The sequence below is a fragment of the Hydrogenobaculum sp. Y04AAS1 genome, assembly GCF_000020785.1.
Taxonomy (GTDB): domain Bacteria; phylum Aquificota; class Aquificia; order Aquificales; family Aquificaceae; genus Hydrogenobaculum.
This window is the reverse complement of the sequence record NC_011126.1, coordinates 791281-808323: the sequence shown is the minus strand read 5'-3', so window position 1 is coordinate 808323 and position 17043 is coordinate 791281. Positions and strand designations below refer to the sequence as shown.

18 protein-coding genes are annotated in these 17043 nt (G+C 33.7%); 9 read left to right on the top strand and 9 right to left on the bottom strand.

What is annotated here, in order from left to right; all coding sequences use genetic code 11:
- Window positions 1–4: 4 nt before the first annotated feature.
- The 6 genes from rph to HY04AAS1_RS04315 are packed head-to-tail and all read left to right on the top strand — an operon-like array spanning window position 5 to window position 5361.
- Entirely contained in the window at window positions 5–772 is a 768-nt protein-coding gene (gene rph, locus HY04AAS1_RS04340) for a ribonuclease PH (RefSeq protein WP_012513900.1), read from the top strand.
- The gene (locus tag HY04AAS1_RS04335) at window positions 769–1698 is read left to right on the top strand and encodes a histone deacetylase (protein ID WP_012513899.1); all 930 of its coding nucleotides are present in this window, start codon (window positions 769–771) and stop codon (window positions 1696–1698) included. Before rph ends, HY04AAS1_RS04335 begins: the two co-directional genes overlap by 4 nt.
- Window positions 1691–2581, top strand: coding sequence for a 16S rRNA (cytosine(1402)-N(4))-methyltransferase RsmH (gene rsmH, locus HY04AAS1_RS04330; RefSeq protein WP_012513898.1), 891 nt, complete (start codon window positions 1691–1693; stop codon window positions 2579–2581). The genes HY04AAS1_RS04335 and rsmH overlap by 8 nt, the downstream gene beginning before the upstream one ends.
- Window positions 2562–2804, top strand: coding sequence for a hypothetical protein (locus tag HY04AAS1_RS04325; RefSeq protein ID WP_012513897.1), 243 nt, complete (start codon window positions 2562–2564; stop codon window positions 2802–2804). Before rsmH ends, HY04AAS1_RS04325 begins: the two co-directional genes overlap by 20 nt.
- Window positions 2801–4537 carry a penicillin-binding protein 2 gene (locus HY04AAS1_RS04320; protein ID WP_012513896.1) on the top strand — a complete coding sequence of 579 codons (1737 nt, stop codon included), beginning with the start codon at window positions 2801–2803 and terminating at the stop codon, window positions 4535–4537. The genes HY04AAS1_RS04325 and HY04AAS1_RS04320 overlap by 4 nt, the downstream gene beginning before the upstream one ends.
- Window positions 4534–5361 carry a CinA family protein gene (locus HY04AAS1_RS04315; RefSeq protein WP_012513895.1) on the top strand — a complete coding sequence of 276 codons (828 nt, stop codon included), beginning with the start codon at window positions 4534–4536 and terminating at the stop codon, window positions 5359–5361. Before HY04AAS1_RS04320 ends, HY04AAS1_RS04315 begins: the two co-directional genes overlap by 4 nt.
- Here the strand turns inward: HY04AAS1_RS04315 and miaB are convergent.
- From miaB to rdgB, 9 genes are read right to left on the bottom strand one after another with little or no spacing between them, the layout of a single operon-like run.
- Window positions 5332–6639: a tRNA (N6-isopentenyl adenosine(37)-C2)-methylthiotransferase MiaB gene (gene miaB / locus HY04AAS1_RS04310; RefSeq protein WP_012513894.1), complete on the bottom strand. Its 1308-nt coding sequence runs from the start codon at window positions 6637–6639 to the stop codon at window positions 5332–5334. The two genes, HY04AAS1_RS04315 and miaB, sit on opposite strands and share 30 nt — an antisense overlap.
- Window positions 6640–6686: 47 nt before the next feature.
- Window positions 6687–7826: an HlyD family secretion protein gene (locus HY04AAS1_RS04305; protein WP_012513893.1), complete on the bottom strand. Its 1140-nt coding sequence runs from the start codon at window positions 7824–7826 to the stop codon at window positions 6687–6689.
- A complete protein-coding gene (locus tag HY04AAS1_RS04300; RefSeq protein ID WP_012513892.1) occupies window positions 7813–9066 on the bottom strand; it encodes a TolC family protein in 1254 nt (417 codons plus the stop codon). The genes HY04AAS1_RS04305 and HY04AAS1_RS04300 overlap by 14 nt, the downstream gene beginning before the upstream one ends.
- Window positions 9063–9677, bottom strand: coding sequence for a TetR/AcrR family transcriptional regulator (locus HY04AAS1_RS04295; protein WP_012513891.1), 615 nt, complete (start codon window positions 9675–9677; stop codon window positions 9063–9065). Before HY04AAS1_RS04295 ends, HY04AAS1_RS04300 begins: the two co-directional genes overlap by 4 nt.
- Window positions 9678–9684: 7 nt before the next feature.
- Complete coding sequence (locus tag HY04AAS1_RS04290) at window positions 9685–10305, bottom strand: riboflavin synthase (protein WP_012513890.1); 621 nt, start codon at window positions 10303–10305, stop codon at window positions 9685–9687.
- On the bottom strand, window positions 10305–11585 hold the full coding sequence (locus tag HY04AAS1_RS04285; RefSeq protein WP_012513889.1) for an EAL domain-containing protein: 1281 nt from the start codon (window positions 11583–11585) through the stop codon (window positions 10305–10307). Before HY04AAS1_RS04285 ends, HY04AAS1_RS04290 begins: the two co-directional genes overlap by 1 nt.
- Window positions 11582–12520, bottom strand: a complete 939-nt coding sequence (locus HY04AAS1_RS04280) for an FAD-dependent oxidoreductase (RefSeq protein ID WP_012513888.1) — start codon at window positions 12518–12520, stop codon at window positions 11582–11584. The genes HY04AAS1_RS04285 and HY04AAS1_RS04280 overlap by 4 nt, the downstream gene beginning before the upstream one ends.
- Window positions 12513–12692: a hypothetical protein gene (locus tag HY04AAS1_RS04275; protein WP_012513887.1), complete on the bottom strand. Its 180-nt coding sequence runs from the start codon at window positions 12690–12692 to the stop codon at window positions 12513–12515. Before HY04AAS1_RS04275 ends, HY04AAS1_RS04280 begins: the two co-directional genes overlap by 8 nt.
- Window position 12693: 1 nt before the next feature.
- A complete protein-coding gene (gene rdgB, locus HY04AAS1_RS04270; protein WP_012513886.1) occupies window positions 12694–13329 on the bottom strand; it encodes an RdgB/HAM1 family non-canonical purine NTP pyrophosphatase in 636 nt (211 codons plus the stop codon).
- Between the two features lie 67 nt (window positions 13330–13396).
- On the opposite strand from rdgB, the gene HY04AAS1_RS04265 reads away from it, so the two are divergent.
- The 3 genes from HY04AAS1_RS04265 to HY04AAS1_RS04255 are packed head-to-tail and all read left to right on the top strand — an operon-like array spanning window position 13397 to window position 16897.
- Window positions 13397–13855 (top strand): Fur family transcriptional regulator, encoded by a 459-nt coding sequence (locus HY04AAS1_RS04265; protein WP_012513885.1) that lies wholly within the window; start codon window positions 13397–13399, stop codon window positions 13853–13855.
- Window positions 13819–14214, top strand: a complete 396-nt coding sequence (locus tag HY04AAS1_RS04260; protein ID WP_012513884.1) for a thioesterase family protein — start codon at window positions 13819–13821, stop codon at window positions 14212–14214. Before HY04AAS1_RS04265 ends, HY04AAS1_RS04260 begins: the two co-directional genes overlap by 37 nt.
- Window positions 14207–16897 (top strand): hypothetical protein, encoded by a 2691-nt coding sequence (locus HY04AAS1_RS04255; RefSeq protein WP_012513883.1) that lies wholly within the window; start codon window positions 14207–14209, stop codon window positions 16895–16897. Before HY04AAS1_RS04260 ends, HY04AAS1_RS04255 begins: the two co-directional genes overlap by 8 nt.
- Window positions 16898–17043: the final 146 nt, after the last annotated feature.

The window sequence follows — 17043 nt, the reverse complement described above, 5'->3', positions numbered from 1 at the left end:
AAGTATGAGGAAAAACAATAGAAAACTTGACGAATTAAGACCAATAAGGATTCAAAGAGACTTCAATATACATGCGGAGGGCTCTTGTTTGGTAGAGTTTGGTAATACAAGGGTAATATGTACAGCGTCTATAGCCGAGAGCGTGCCACCTTTTTTAAAAGGTAAAAACCAAGGATGGATAACGGCAGAATATTCTATGTTGCCAAGGGCCACAGCCACAAGAAATATGAGAGAATCGGTGACTGGCAAAATAGGCGGAAGAACACACGAGATCCAAAGAATGATAGGAAGGGCTATGAGGGCTGTCATCGACCTTACAAAAATAGGTGAAAGAACCATATGGATAGATTGTGATGTTATACAAGCAGATGGCGGTACAAGAACCGCTTCAATAGTCGGCGCTTTTATAGCTATGACTGATGCTATAATAAAGTTAAACGAACAGAAGCTTATAAACTCTGTACCTATAAGGGATACGGTAGGAGCTGTATCTGTGGGAATAGTAAACGATCGATTAATGCTTGACCTTGATTTTGAAGAAGATTCAAATGCCGCTGTAGATATGACTATAGTGGCAACTGGAAATGGCGAGATGGTGGAGATACATTCTTTGGGAGAAGAGGCTACTTATACGAGGAAAGAGTTTGAAGCTATGCTGGATCTTGGATTGGAGAGTTTGAAGCAAATAGCAGAGCTTCAAAATGTTTTTTATGAAAAAATGCCGTCTATAAACCTTTGGAAGAGGAAAAGTGTTAAAGAGGCTAAGCTATGAAAACAGCTTTGTATTATGATGATATATATCTTCTTCATGACGAACCAAAACATCCAGAAAATGCCAACAGATTGAAAGTAGCTTTAGAATATATTTATAAATCTGACATAAAAAATATTTTATCTTTTGAAAAGCCTAGAAAAGCTACGGTAGAAGAAGTATCGAAAATACATGACACTTACTATATACAGGAAATATACGAATTTTGCAAAAAAGGTGGTGGGTATTTAGACCCAGATACTTACGCTTATCAACATAGCTACGATGCTGCAATGATGGTAGCCGGTGCTATTTTAAAGGCTATAGAAGATATAAAAGACGCTAAACAAGAAGCTGCTTTTTGCTTGGTAAGACCACCTGGTCATCACGCTGAATATGCTAAGGCGATGGGTTTTTGTATTTTTAACAACGTAGCCATAGGCGCAAGAAAAGCCCAAAACCTTGGATATAAGAAGGTTTATATAGCAGATTTTGACGTGCATCATCCAAACGGTACACAGCATACTTTTTACGAGGACGGTTCTGTGTTTTTGTTCTCTACCCATTGCTACCCTTTTTATCCAGGCACCGGTGCAGCAGACGAGAGAGGTTTTGGAGAAGGTTTTGGCACCACGTTGAATGTGCCGCTAAGAGCTGGTACTGGCGATGAAACTTATATTGAGGTGTACCAGACAAAATTTTTGGGAAGTTTTAGAGCTTTTAAACCAGACATACTATTGATAAGTGCCGGGTACGATTTACACGAAGATGACCCTCTTGGTCCTATGAGAGTTACTTCGCAAAGTATAAAAGAGATTACCAGTATACTCATAGATGCAGCAAAGGAGCTTAATATACCAGTTGTAGCTACGTTAGAGGGGGGATACAACTACAATGCTACTGCCCAAGGAATATTAGACACGATATTCAATATGGTAAATGCATAAAAGTGTCCTTTTAAAAGAAGTTACAGATTTTCTTTCAAATCCTTGCCCAAAAATACATATAGATGCTACTTTAGGTCTTGGTGGTCACGCAAAAGCGCTTTTAGAAGTTTGCAAGGATACGTTTCTAATAGGCATAGATAAAGACGAAAATGCCATTGAAATAGCTAAAGAGAAGCTAAAAGGTTTTAATGCGGTGTTTTATCATGGTTCTTTTAAAGATTTTGATATTGTACTAAAAGAAGAGGGCTTATTGTATTTTGATTCTATCCTTTTTGATTTTGGCGTATCGTCTTTACAGCTTGACGAGGAGGAGGGTTTTTCATTTCAAAGGGAAGATTTTCTTGATATGAGAATGGATAAAAGGCAACAAAAAACAGCTTATATTGTAATAAATACCTATAAAGAAAAAGAGTTAGCTGATATATTTTATAAGTACGGTGAAGAAAGACTGTCAAAAAAAATAGCAAGATCTATCGTAGAGAAAAGGAAGAAAAAACCTATAGAGACCACAAAAGAGTTGGTGGATATAGTGTCATCTTGTTATCCATACAAATATAGCAAAATAAATCCCGCCACAAAAGTGTTTCAAGCTTTGAGGATAGAGGTAAACAGCGAATTAGAGGATATAAAGATTGCTCTGTCAAAACTTTTAGATTTTGCAAAAGAGGGCTCTAAATTCGCTTTTATATCATTTCATTCTTTGGAAGATAGGCTTGTGAAAGAATTTATCAAAAACAACGCTGATAAACTTAAAGTTTGCTCTAAAAAGCCGATAACACCTTCTGATGAGGAGTTACTTTACAACAAAAGAGCTAGATCAGCAAAGTTACGTTGCGCAAAGTTATGCTATAATGAAAAGAAGGATGAAGCTTTTGATAGTTAGTTTTTTGCTTTTGATATTAAATATACTTTATTCTAGTTATGTAAAATACGAGCATTACAAACAAGCTAAAATGATAGTAAAGATAAAAGATTTAAAGGCTGAAAATCTAGAATTAGAAGCCTATATAACAAACAAAATAAATTATTATTCTGTTAAAGACTTTGCTGAAGGTAAAAACTACCAACCAGTTTCATGGAACGATATAACGTTTCTTAACCAATGAAAACTCAAAGCCTGACGGCAAAATCTAAGAAGAAATTAAAACTAGTGATATTTTTAATATTTGCATTGTACTTTCTGGTATTGGCAAGGGCTTTTTATATACAGGTTATAGCTGGTGAAAACTACGTAAAAAAAGTTTTAGCAGATTTTCCAAAAGGACGTATCATAAAGATAACTTCTTATAGAGGTTCTATATTGGATAAAAACGGTCAACCTTTAGCTATAAGCTTGCCTACTATTTCTATATATGCATTTCCAAAGTTAATACAAAACAAACAAGAACTAGCTGATAAACTTTCAAAAATATTGGGATTACCACAATTTCAAATATTAAATACCTTAAACTCTAAAGAAAGATTTGTATGGATAGCAAGACATGTTTCACAGTCTGACAAAGGGCTTGTAGAACAAGCTATACTTGATACCAACAACTTTAAAGGCGTGGGAGTGCAGAGCGATTTTAAGAGGGTTTATCCAGATCACAACGTAGCTTCTAATCTAATAGGCTTTGTAGGGTGGGATGGTAAAGGTCTCGATGGTATGGAGTACGCTTTAAACAAATATTTAGGCGGTAAACCAATAGAAGTAATGACGATATTTGCTCCAAAAGAAGGCAAGATGGTCTTAAAGCCGTTGTCCATTCAAGATACCGGTACCCAAAACGACGTATATTTAACTATAGATATGGGTGTTCAGTCTATAGTTGAGGATATAAAAAATCAATTAGTTAAAGAGTTTAATCCAAGACGAGTTGCCATAGTGGTAGAAGATGTGAGGAATGGAAACATACTTGGTATGGCTACATATCCAGATTTTGATCCAAACGATTATTACAACTATCCACAGAGAGATTGGAGAAATTCTGCGGTTACGGATGTTTTTGAGCCAGGTTCTGTGATGAAACCTTTTTTCTTAGGATATGCCATGGCAAAAGGCTATATCCACAGAGGAGAAACTTGTAATGCCAACGGTGGTAAAGGAGATTTTTACGGCCATATAGTAACAGACGTAGAACACAACGGTATACTTACGATGTCTCAAATCCTTATTGTATCAAGCAACGTATGTGCTATGAAAGTAGCTTCTCATCTTACTAGAGAAGACGCTGAAAATGTAGTAAATCTATTTCACCTGGTGAAACCTTACAATATAATACCTGGCGAGCAAGCTGGTATATTGCCTAACTTTTATTATCCTATAAATCGTATGTTTGCTACAATAGGACAAGGCATTGCAGTAAACGCTTTGAATTTGGCAAATGGCTATGCGGCATTGGCAACTGACAATCTTTTAAAGCCATATATAATAAGAAAGATTGTGAATCCATTAGGACAAGTAATATACCATGAGCATGTGGATGTGATCCATAAAGATATATATCCGCAAAGTACTATAGATTGGCTTCACTACGCTTTAGAGCAAGTTGTAGAAAAGGGTACTGGTACTGCTGCAAAATCAAAACATTTTACAATAGCTGGTAAAACGGGAACCTCTCAAATATTTAACTTTAAAACTGGTCATTACTCTTTGAGAAAAGTGGTGGCTGTTTTTGCAGGCTTTTTCCCGGTATCAAACCCACGATTTTCTGCTGTTATCGTTGCATACGATCCACATCCTAAAAATGGAGCTCTTGCTTGGGGTGGTAGTGTATCTGCTCCTTACTTTAAAGAACTAGTTGATAGGATAAGCTTTTATTACGCCATAAAACCTGATAAAGTAGAACAAAGCAGATGAATTTTATAAACGTTATCTTTGAAGATGTTGTTTGTTACGATGATTACCTTGAAAGGCTTCAGAAATATTTATTTGAAAAGGGTTATATAATTTCTTCAAAAGCCAAAAACTATATAATTATAAACAAGGAAAACTACAATCCGTTAGATTGGGATAAATTGTTACATTTGGAAGTAAGACAAAAACCGCTGATACTTAGATTGTTTTACTTGGATAAAGATCTAGAACAAATAAAGGATTGTTATATAAAACAAACACCTTTTGGATTTGATGTTTTTCCAGAGGAAAGCGAAATGTTTAGGCTTTTAAAAGAAAAATACAAAGATTATATATATACAGATACTTACGAAAGCATAGAAGAAACGGTTATAAAAACTTTGAAAGACAAATCAAAAACTCTTGTTTGTGCTGAAAGTTGCACCGCTGGGATGATAAGCTCAAGCCTTGTGAATGTAGCTGGTTCATCTCCGGTATTCTTAGGAGGCTTTGTAGTCTACTCTAACGATTTTAAAGTAAATTTTTTAAACGTTAACAGGACTCTGATAGAAAGATACGGGGCAGTTTCGGAAGAAGTGGTAAGGGCAATGGCGCTTGGGGCTCTTGAATACTCTGATGCTGATATATCAATTGCAGTTAGTGGTATAGCGGGTCCTGGGGGTAGCGAATTTAAACCTCAAGGCTTTACTTATATGGCTATAGGCACCGACAAAGACATTCTTGTATACAACTATACATTTAAATCTGATCGCAATACCAACAGAAGACAAACAACGGCTTTTGTATTGTTTAAGCTTTTAAAGGATGTTTTGAACTACACCATCTAAACTTTGAAAGCCAGCCTTTGCGATAAGCACTTCAACTTCTTTTCCCAATATATCTTGCGAAGATGTGATATTACACCATACGTTTGTGGTAGTCCTTCCTATGTATGTATTTCCTTTTTTATCCTCTACAAGCACTTTTTGAACAGTGTTTTTGTATCTTTGCATAAGCTTTGATGTTATTGCTTTTTGAATCTCTAAGAGTCTTTTTATCCGATCTGTTTTTATTTCGTCTGTCAAATCATCTTCCATATAGTATGCAGGTGTATTTGGGCGTTTCGAATATTTAAAAGAAAATACTTGCTCAAACTCAACAGTTTGCACTACGTCTAAAGTATGCTGGAAGTCTTCTTCTGTTTCTGTGGGAAAACCTATGATGATATCTGTAGAGAAAGTTATATCTTTTATTTTAGCTTTTAGCTTTTCTATTCTATTTAGATAGTAAGCCTTTGTATAGTTTCTTTTCATAAGCTCTAATATCCTATCTGAGCCTGCTTGAAACGGAAGGTGTAAATGGTTTACCATATTTGGAAGGTTTGCCATTGTCTCTATAATATCGTCTGTCATATCTATAGGATGACCTGTGGTAAATCTTATTCTTTTTACCCCTTCTATTTTTGATATGTTTTCTAAAAGCTTGTAAAAAGGGTAATCGATATCTTTGCCGTAAGCGGTAACATTTTGACCTATTAGGTGTATTTCCATAACACCACTATCTACAAGAGACTTTACCTCATCTAAAATGCTTTGAGGATTCCTACTTCTTTCTTTCCCCCTAGTAAAAGGTACCACGCAGTAAGTGCACTCTTTGTCACAGCCTCTCATTATAGTGACATAAGCACAGTAGCTGTTGTCTCTTACAGTAGGATAAGAGTCCAATATGTTTTCTGAAGGGTCTTCTTCTTCCAATATTTCTATTGCTCTGTTGCCAACTTTCACATCTTCCAAAAGTTTTGGCATATGGTGTATGTTCTTAGTGCCAAATACCAAATCTATAAAAGGCATTTTTGAAGCTATTTCATACCCAGCTCTTTGGGCCATACATCCACAGACGCCTATTTTTATATTTGGGTTTATAGATTTTAACTTTTTAATCTCTCCAAGGTGAGACCAAACCTTTTGATCGGGTTTTTCCCTTATGGTGCATGTGTTTAAGATAACCAAATCGGCATCTTCTTCTCTTGTGGCAGGCTCATACCCTTGTGTTTGTAAAATGCCTTTTATTTTCTCAGAATCGTTTATGTTCATCTGACAACCGTAAGTTTTTATAAAATATTTCATAGTCAAATAATTATAAGCTTAAAAACTATTTATTAAAATGAAATAAATCAATGATTGGCACATCTATCTATAGCCACTTCACCGCTATATCCTACCCTTAAAAGGTTGATATTACCCTTTGTAATTTTGATTTTTACCGGTATTCTTTGAGCTACCTTTGTAAACTCTCCTGCCGTGATGTCTCTTGGTATGAGTGCGAATTTAGCAGCGGATGCTCTTAAAATCTCAGATACCACACCTTCATAATGTTCGTTTGGCAAGGCATCTATGTGTATGTGTACCAAACATCCTTTCTTTATACCGTGTAGTTTTGTCTCGTCTATTATATCAAGCACATATACAGATTTTGGATTATACACAGCGTATATTGGTTGGCCTGGTTTTACTACATCACCCACGCTTACAAACTTTTTTACTATATACCCTGATATAGGACTGGTGAGTTCTGTCTCAACTATCATATCAGATACATTTTGAAGTTTTGCTTCTAGAGATTTTATCTGGTTTTCTGTAGCATCTATCTTTTGGGTTAATTCTTTTACCTGCTTTTGGTTGTTTTTTGCAATAGCTACACCTAAGTTTTGAGCTTTTGATAAAGAAGCCATGGCGTTAGCTTGATTTAACAGTGCGTTTTTTTCGTTTAGAAGGTTCTTAAGCTCTGTCTCTTTTTCTTCAAAAGCATGTCTTGATATAACGCCGTCTTTATAAAGTTTGTGAAATCTATGATAGTCTTTATTCACTAAAGATATCTTTGCATCTAAAGCTTTTACTTTGTTCATAATAGATTGCATATTTTGAGTAGCTTCCATAGTTCTATATAGATTAGCTTGAGCTTCCAGTCCTGTACCTACTAAAAGCCTATCCCTTTGGATTTTATAAAGGTTTATTTCGCTCTCAAGCTCTTTAATCTGATACTTTAAAGCTTTATACTCTAATTTATAATCTGTATCGTCAATTTTTGCCAAAGGTTCGCCTTTTAGGACTTTGTCTCCCTCTTTTTTGAATAGTTTTATAATTCTTCCACTATCTCTTCTGTAAGCTACATCTGTAAAGGTGTTTGCTTCCACAAACACTGCATCGGAAACCGCATGTGTGATCCTGTAGTATATCCATTTAAAGGCAACTACTGAGAATATAACAATAAGTATTACCAATACGGCTATACCAATCTTTTTATTTCTGTCCATAAGCCACCACCTCTATGAGTTTGTATACCGATAAAGCGTAAAAATATCTACTATTTACCACATCTGTTCTTGCTTTTGTGAGATAATCCTCTGCGTCTATGACATCTGTGTTTGTGCCAAGTCCCGCTTTGTATTTTTCAGAAGCTATTTTGTAGTGCTCTTTTGCATCTTTTAATTCAGAATTTGCTAGTGCTATGTCTTTTTCTGCAGTTTTAAGCTCCTCATAAGAAGATGTAACTTGCAGTTTTACATCGTCCTCCAATTTTTTATAGTTTGTTAAAGCTTGTTTATAAGCTAAAAACGCTTGATGTACTTCATGAAATCTTTTTAAGCCACCAAACATTCTCCAATAAACTCCAGCACTCACCAAATCTTGATAATAAGGTAATCCAGGTATCTCATCAGAATATCCATACCTTGCTTCAACGTAGGCTTTTGGAAGATATGTAGATTTCACTAAAGCTTGGTAGTCTTTGGCTTTTCTTATAAGTGTTTTACCGTATTTTAGTATGACTCTATTTTTTAGAGCTATGTCGATAAGTTGGTTTAAATTGTATTTGCCAAGCGGGTTTGATATGTAATTTATTTCCTTCAAACGATGCACTGGCCTTCCTACAAGGTTTGAGAGTTTCTGAATATATACTTTGTATTCTCCTTCGTCTTTTGCTAATTTTTCTTTTGCTTGATTTAGTTTTACCTTTGTTTGCAATATATCTTTAAAAGCTACAAGACCCTGTTTGTACATTTGTTCTACGTTGTAAAGATGCCTTTCGTAATCCTTTATTTCCTTTTTGTCCACTTCTATAAGCTTTTTCTTTATAAGTGCATTTATATATGTATCTATGACTTCTATCTTCACATCAGTTTTAACTGCTGTAAGCATATACTTTTGAGCGTTTAGATCGTCTTTTGATATTTTATATTTGTAAAAGCTAGGCATATCAAACAAAACTTGTTTTAATCCAAAGTTCCATTGGCTAAAATGTCCCTTTTGGAATACAAAGCTAGTGGGACCTTCTGGTATAGCTAGTTTGTTTCCTACATTTGTATTGGCGTTAAAATCTAAGCTTGGCAAAAAGTTTCCAAAGACTTCTTTTTTCTTTTCAGAAGCTATTTTGGTGTTTAGCTTTTGATATAAGACATCTGTGTTGTATTTTAAAGCGGAATCTATAGCTTCTTTAAGGCTTATACCAAAAGAAATCTGTGCTAAAGCCAAGATACCAAAAACAAATTTTCTCATAATACCCCAAGATTTTTAAGAGCGTCTTGCCATATTGGTTTTGGATCTTGTCCTGTGAATATGTATATTTCAAGAAGGTGTTTTGAAAGTCCTAGAAGCATATGGGCTTTGTAATCTCCTTCTATGCCGCATAGATTAAGAATTTTTTTCATCTTATCTAAAAATATAAACCTACCTTCTTTGTAAAATTGCTTAAACCTATCGTCGGTGCACATTCCTTCAAACAAAAGCACTCCAAATAGCTTACTTTTTTGAATCATTTTGGAAAAACCTTCTATAAAAAACCTTTTCTTTGCCTCTTCTATCTTACCTTCGCTGGCAAGCTTTATTGCTTCATCGGCATTCTCTAAAAGCTCTTTTCTAGACATCGTCAATATGCTTATAAAAAAGTCCTCTTTTGATTTAAAGTATACGTAAAAAGTGCCGTGAGCTACGTTAGCCTTTTCAGTGATGTCGGATATTTTTGTTTTTGTAAAACCCTTATCATAAAAAAGCTTTATGCCAGCTTCCACTATGGCCCGCTTTGTCTCTAAGGCTTTTCTTTTTTTTCTGTTTTTGCCTTTGCTGTTTAGCTCTTCTTCTTTCAATTTACTTACTGACTCGTCAACCATATTTTAATTATAACAAACCGTTCATGAATTTGTCAAGAGTTGATTTGTTATAATTTTCCATATATCTGGCTACATATTTACCTATTATATCTGTTTCAATGTTTACATAGTCTCCAGTTTTCTTAGCGTATAGATTCGTATTTTCCCAAGTGTGAGGTATTATGTTTATCCTTATAAAATCTTCAAAAACATAGTTGATTGTAAGACTTATGCCATCTACAGCTATTGATCCTTTTGGAACTACCATCAATTTATAAGAAGATGGTATATATATATCTAACTCTCTATGCTCTCCTAAATTTTTTATGCTTTTAATATTTGAGACAAAATCAACGTGTCCAAGGACAATATGACCATCTAACCTCGAAACGCCAGCTATCATAGACCTTTCGAGATTAACTGGATCGTTGGGTTTTAGATATTTAAGATTTGTCCTAATCATAGTTTCTGGTGATACGTCAAAGCAAAAACCGTTATCTAGCTTCTTTACAACAGTAAGACAGGCACCGTTTACAGATACGCTATCTCCTATTTTTACTTCCAAAGAGGATTTTACACAAATTCTTGTATTTTCGGCTTTTGATATTGAAACTATAAAACCTACTTCTTCTATAAGCCCAGTAAACATCAAATTTCTCCTATAGGCTTCCCATAGTAAAAGCCTTGAACAAAATCGGGCTGTAATTTATCTATAAGCTTGACATCTTTTTCTGTTTCAACACCTTCTATAAGTATTTTGTAGCCTGAGCTTTTCAGCCCTTCAGCTACCCAAGATATCATATCTTTACCCTCTCTTAAAAAAAACCTATCTAACTTTACTATGTCTGGTCTTATTATATTTAACTTCTGAAACGATGAATTTTCTGTGCCAAAGTCGTCTAAGGCTATACCAAAGCCAAGAGCTTTCAACTCGTTTACCAAATATCCTATGGATTCTAAGGGCTCTCTTTCTTTTCTTTCAGATATTTCAAAGATTACATCTTGAGAATTTACCATATCTTCTAAAAGATGTTTCATACGTTTTTTGTTCTTCTTAAAAATGTTTACAATTCTAAGTGGCATGTTTATGAAAAGCTTTGTTTTTATGTCTAAATTTTTTATCTTCTTTATGGCTAAGTCTATGACGTATTCTTCAAAGGCGTATATAATATTTGAAGAGTAAACAATATCTATAAATACATAAGCTGGTATTATCTCCCCGCTTTCTGAAATGAGCCTCATGAGTACTTCATAACCGTATATCTTTTTTGTTTTATAGTCTATTATTTTCTGAAAAACAGGAAACAGTCTTTTATCTTCCATAGCTTTTACTAAGTCGGATATACCTATGTTAAATTTGTTTTTTTTCATCAAATTACATATTACAACCTTATTTGAATTGTAAATGCTTGGTGCTTCTTTGGTATGTGATAAATCAACGGTAGATTCTTTTTTTAGGCAGGCAAAAGCGTTATTTAGCATCTCATCAAAAGTGTCGCCGTGTTCGGGAAAAGAGGCTATTGCTACGCTAAACGTAATGTTTTCATCTTTAAAATCTTTTTCTCTTATCTTGTTGTTAAAAGTGTTTCTTATCCTTTCTTCCACTTTAATGGCTCCTGATACATCTGTGTTTGGCAGTATGACAAGAAAACTACCACCTTCGTATTTTCCGGCTACATCGCTTTTTCTTAAACTTTCTTCCATACTTTCTGCCAATGTTAAAAGCACTTCGTTACCTTTTTCATAGCCAAACTTCTTGTTTATGTCTCTTAGCCTATCTATGTCTAAAATCAACAAAGAAAGATGTTTGTTTTCCCTTTCGCTGTAGGCTACTAATTTTCTACCTATCTCCTCCAGACATCCAACAGAGCTTATAAAGGTTTCCTTGTAAAGCGCCAATAAACTTAAAGGTAGCCTTTCTTTGCTCATATCGACGAACTTACACCATATGTAATATCGTGATAAATACTAAGAAGAGCCTTTGCTCCTTCGCCGGCAGCAGTTATTATCTGTTTTGCAAATATGTTGGTGCAATCCCCAGCCGCATAAACCCCAAGCAAAGACGTCCTATTGTTTTGATCTATGATTATCTCACCCCATTTATTCAGCTTTATGCCAGTATTTATGAAAAGCTCGGTGTTTGGCTTTGTACCGATTTCTACAAAAACACCTTCAGTTTCAAAATCGTATGTTTTGCCATTTTTCATATCCTCTAATTTAACACCTGTTACGCCTATATTTTTATCTACGTATATCTCAAGCACTCTATGGTTTGTTAGGGCTTTTACCTTCTCGTTTTTTAAAACTTTATTTTGAAGGCTTTCGTCAGCTTTGAATCTATCTGTATATTCAATTATTGTTATAGAAGATGCGTAATTTGTAAGTTGTTCTGCCGCCTCAAATCCAGAATTACCACCGCCCACTACTATAACTTTTTTATTTTTGTAAAAAGGTGCATCACAGGTATAACAATAAGATACACCTTTGCCTATCCCCTCTTGCTCACCTTTTACACCAAGCTTTTTATGATCAGCGCCGGTGCATATTAAAACGTTTTCAGCTTTTATTGTGAGTTCATTTGATAAAGATATAGAAAAATCATGTTCTTTTAAAGCTCTAAAATCAATTACCTCAGCGTACAGAGGATATACTTCCAAATATTCAAGTTGTTCTATAAGTCTTTGCACAAAATTAATACCGTCTATATTTTTAAAGCCCATATAATTTTCTATATCTCCGGAGGTCAATATCTGACCACCTATGTCCTTTGTAACAAGCACAAAATCCATCTTCTTTCTAGCTGCGTATATGGAAGCTGCAACACCAGCTGGTCCTCCACCTATTATCACAAGCTGTTTATTCACTCTTGTCCCTCCTTATATAAGTTACAAGATTAGCCACCAAACTGGCAAGATATGTCATATCTTTTAACCTCTTTAATAACAACAATATAGAGCTTGCTATAACAATCCAAAATATCGTAATAACCACCATACAAATAGCTATAATACCTAAAAAAAATGTATCCACACTCATATTATAACATTTTTTTTAACATAAAAAATACAGCTTCTAACGCTTGTCTTCTGTGAGATATTTTGTCTTTGTTTTCTATGTTTGCCAATGTGGTGTTATATCCTTCTGGTATAAATATAGGATCATAACCAAAGCCAAAATTTCCAAAAGGTTCTTTTGCTATATGTCCTTTTAGCTCCCCTTCTCCAAATATGCCGTAGTTGTTTGATAAAACTATTGCAACAACGCTTACAAATTTTGCTTTTCTATTTTCTTCTTTTTCTAAAAGCCTTAAAACTTTGAGATTGTTTAGCTCATCTTTTGAAAGCTTAAAATCTTCTTCTTTTAGGACATGAGATCCAAAACTATCTTTGTAAAATCTTGCGGAATAAACACCGGGCCTTTCTAAATTATCACTGAAAGCCTCTACCACGAGTCCAGAGTCATCTGCTAAGGCTGGTATACCAAACGCATTGTAATAGGCTTTGGCTTTCAGATAAGCGTTTGATAAAAATGTATTTGCATATTCTTCTACCTCTATCTCTTTAGGTGGTTTTACAAATTCTAAATCTAGATTTTCATCTTTTTTTAGAGATTCTAAGATTGAGCTTATTTCTTCAAACTTTTTTTTGTTTGATGTACAAATCATTAACTTCATAATATGATTTTATACTAAAATTTTATGACGTTGCATTTTTAGTATATATTAAGTATATTATTAGGTGATGAATACAAAAAAGTTAAAGGAAGAGTTTAGGGCTTTTCTAAAAAAACATAACTACAAAATAACGAAAAATAGGCTAGATTTGATAGATGTTATAGCAAATTACAAAAAGCACTTTGAAATAGAAGAACTTGTAAACTACATCCAAAATACACAAAAATTGGCCTCTAGAGCTACAATATATAGAACTGTAAAACTTTTAATGGATTTTGGTATAATAAAAGAAATAATAAAACAAAACAACAAGACGATATACGAATTTTGCACTCAAGAAGGTCATCACGATCATCTCGTATGTGTTTCTTGCGGGCGTATCATAGAATTTTTCAACGAAGACATAGAAAATTTACAAGAAGAGATTTGTCTAAAGCACAACTTTTTACCTACTTATCATAGGCTTGAAATATTTGGATTGTGCGAGCAATGTTTGGAAAAAAAGCAACCTACACAAGAAAAGTAAACTTTTATGAAACCGATGCCCAAGGCGTAGTGCATCATTCAAACTATTTTAGGTATTTTGAAGAGGCTAGAGGTTTTTTGTTAGAAAATCTTGGATACCCTTACTACAAGATGCATAACGAAGGATTTTTTGTGGTTTTAGTAGAAGCAAACATAAGAATAAAACGTTCTATTCTTTATCAAGATGTTTTTGACATAGAAACATCAATGAATATAAAGAACGAATTTAGTCTTTACTTTGATTATAAAGTGTATGTGGATGATAAACTTTGTGCGATAGGAAATACAAAACATTGCATAGTAAAAGACGGCAAACTCACAAAAATACCAGATTTTTTAATAAGGATTGTAAATGATTGATAAAAGCTATATAGACTTTATAAAAGACAAAGTATACAATCAAGATGAGGCTCTTCAATTTTTTGAATCGCTTTTAGAAGTTCATCCCCATAAAGATACTCTTTTATCATATCTAAATCCAAGAAGATTTTTATTGCTTTTAGAATTGGGAGAAAGATCAAGCTGTATAAAAAAATTAATCTTAAGACACCCCACGATATTTGAAGAGACTATACCAGAGCTTTGGTATAAGGTAAAATCAAAAGAAACCTATCTAAAAGAGATAAACGAACTGTATAAGCGCTCTGATATGAGCTTTGAGGAGTTTTTAGCTTTTTATAGAAGAAGAGAGCTCATGAGACTTGTGGCGAAAGATATATTAAACACAGAGGACTTGGAAGATATACTATTAGAATATTCAGCTTTAGCAGATGCGCTAATAGAAAGCCTTATTAAGCATATATCAAACGACAACGCAAAGGAACTTTTAGTAATAGGCATGGGTAAGCTCGGGTCCAACGAACTAAATTTTTATTCAGATATAGACGTTATGTTTTTCTCAAAAGACAACACTCAATACTATGACAATATTTGTAAGCTTTTTATGAAAAGCATAAGTACAAATACAAAAGAGGGGGAGATATATATAACGGATGCAGATTTGAGACCTTTTGGAAAATCTGGGCCCATAGTAATGAGCATAGAGGCTGCTGAAGACTATTACGAGATGTATGGAAGGTTTTGGGAAAGGATGGCTCTTATAAGGGCGAGGGCTGTTTATGATGAATCGTCTTTGTTTTCAAGTTTTTATAAGAATATCATAATACCTTTTGTATTTAAAAAATCCATAGATCAAAGAGATTTAGACAATATCGCTCTTATGAAGGAAAAAATAGAGTTAGAACAAAAAAAGAAAACCCTTTCAAAAGGTTACAATGTGAAAACTGGTGAGGGTGGTATAAGGGAAGTAGAATTTAGTCTTCAGGCTATGGCTCTTCTTCTTGGAGGTAAAAAACCTCTTTTGAGAGATGGCAATACGTATAGACTTATAATGAAGTTAGAGCAAAATGGTATATTATCCGAAGAAGAGGGCAATTCTTTAAAGGAGGCGTATACGTTTCTAAGAAGACTTGAGCATCTTATACAAATAAAAAATTGTGTGCAAGATCATGTTTTAAAAGACCAAGATGTAGAAAAATTTGCATTTTTTATGGGCTTTTCAAAAGATAAATTTAACAACGTTTTGTCTTTGCACAGATCTAGAGTTAGAGAAATTTTTGATAACTTGCTTCCTAAAAGCAGAAAAAAGATAAGTTTAAATCCATGCCAAGAGGCTGTCATAGTAGAAGATGTTGAGGCGTTTTCTCAATGTATACCAAATGTAAAGCATCCTAAAAACTTCTTCAACTCAATATTGGGGATATTTCAAGGTAAAGAAGGTGTGTATCTATCGGAAAAAGAAAGGCAAAAGTTTTTAGAGTATTTACCGACACTTATAAAAAAAATAAATTTATCAAAAGAACCGGAGCTTATCTTGAGGAACCTTGAAAAGTTTATAATGAGTAAAACCGGCAGGCGCATAATATTTGAAAAAGAAAGTATATTTGAATCCCTTTTAAATATATTTGAAGCATCAAATACAATATCCACAGAGATATCAAGATATCCAGATACTGTAGAAGATATATTGACCCTTTATCAGGACTTTCCTACTAAAGAAAAGATAAAAAAGGATTTAGATAACTATAAAGGGCTTGAGCTAGATAAGTTAAATCTTTTTAGAAGGTTTAAAAGAGCATGGGAAATAAGAATAATACTTAACTATATAACAAAATCTAAAAACGTAATAAAATTGTTTGAAAGTCTATCAGAGTTGGCAGAGGTGGTTTTAGAAGGGAGTTTTGAGCTAAGAGAAGACACTCTTTTAATTGCCCTTGGTAAGCTTGGATCTAAAGAGATAAACATAAACTCTGATTTAGACTTGTGCTTTGTTGCTAAAGATAATCAGACAAAGATCAATTCAATAAATTATATACAAGATTTTATAAAGTTTCTGACAACTCATACAAAAGAAGGCTATCTTTATGCAGTGGATTTTAGGTTAAGACCCATGGGTCAAAAAGGTGAACTAAACCCCACTCTTGAGTTTTATAAAAACTACTTTGAAAATGAAGCAAGATTTTGGGAAAGACTAAGTTGGACAAGGTATAGAGTAATTACCGGTGATCAAGGTCTAAAAAAAGAATTTGAACACATAGTAGATAAGTTTTTATTTGAGAAAGATATAACGGGAAAAGAGGTACAAGAGACACTGAATATGAAATTTGAGATAGAGAAAAGCCTAAAATATTATAAAGACAAAATAAATATTAAGTTAGCATCAGGATCTATGATGGATGCTGAGTTTATTACTCAGTTATATATATTAAAAGAAAAGCTAAGAGAACCTTCTATGTTAAAAGCTATGGATATCTTGAAAAGTACTTATCCTTTCTTTGAGAGATTAAAAGAACTTTATTTATATCTAAGAAGCTTAGAAACTTCTTTAAGATTAAAAAGAGAAGGTTCTACATCCACTTTAAGTATTATGGATTTTGGAGAAAAAACCTTCAATGAAACTAAAGATGTCATGAAAGAAATAAGAAGCATATTTCTGGAAAACATGAATAAATCCTTTGCTACAAATCTAACCCACATCATATAACACCATCTTGACAAAAAGAAAAAATTTGTGTATACTTAATATTCTCAATTGGTTGATAGCTTCAAAACATTGGCTATCAGCAAGCGTACTTCAATAGCTGAATAAGAGGATAGCGTAGCAATACATTAACATCAAAAGTCATGGAT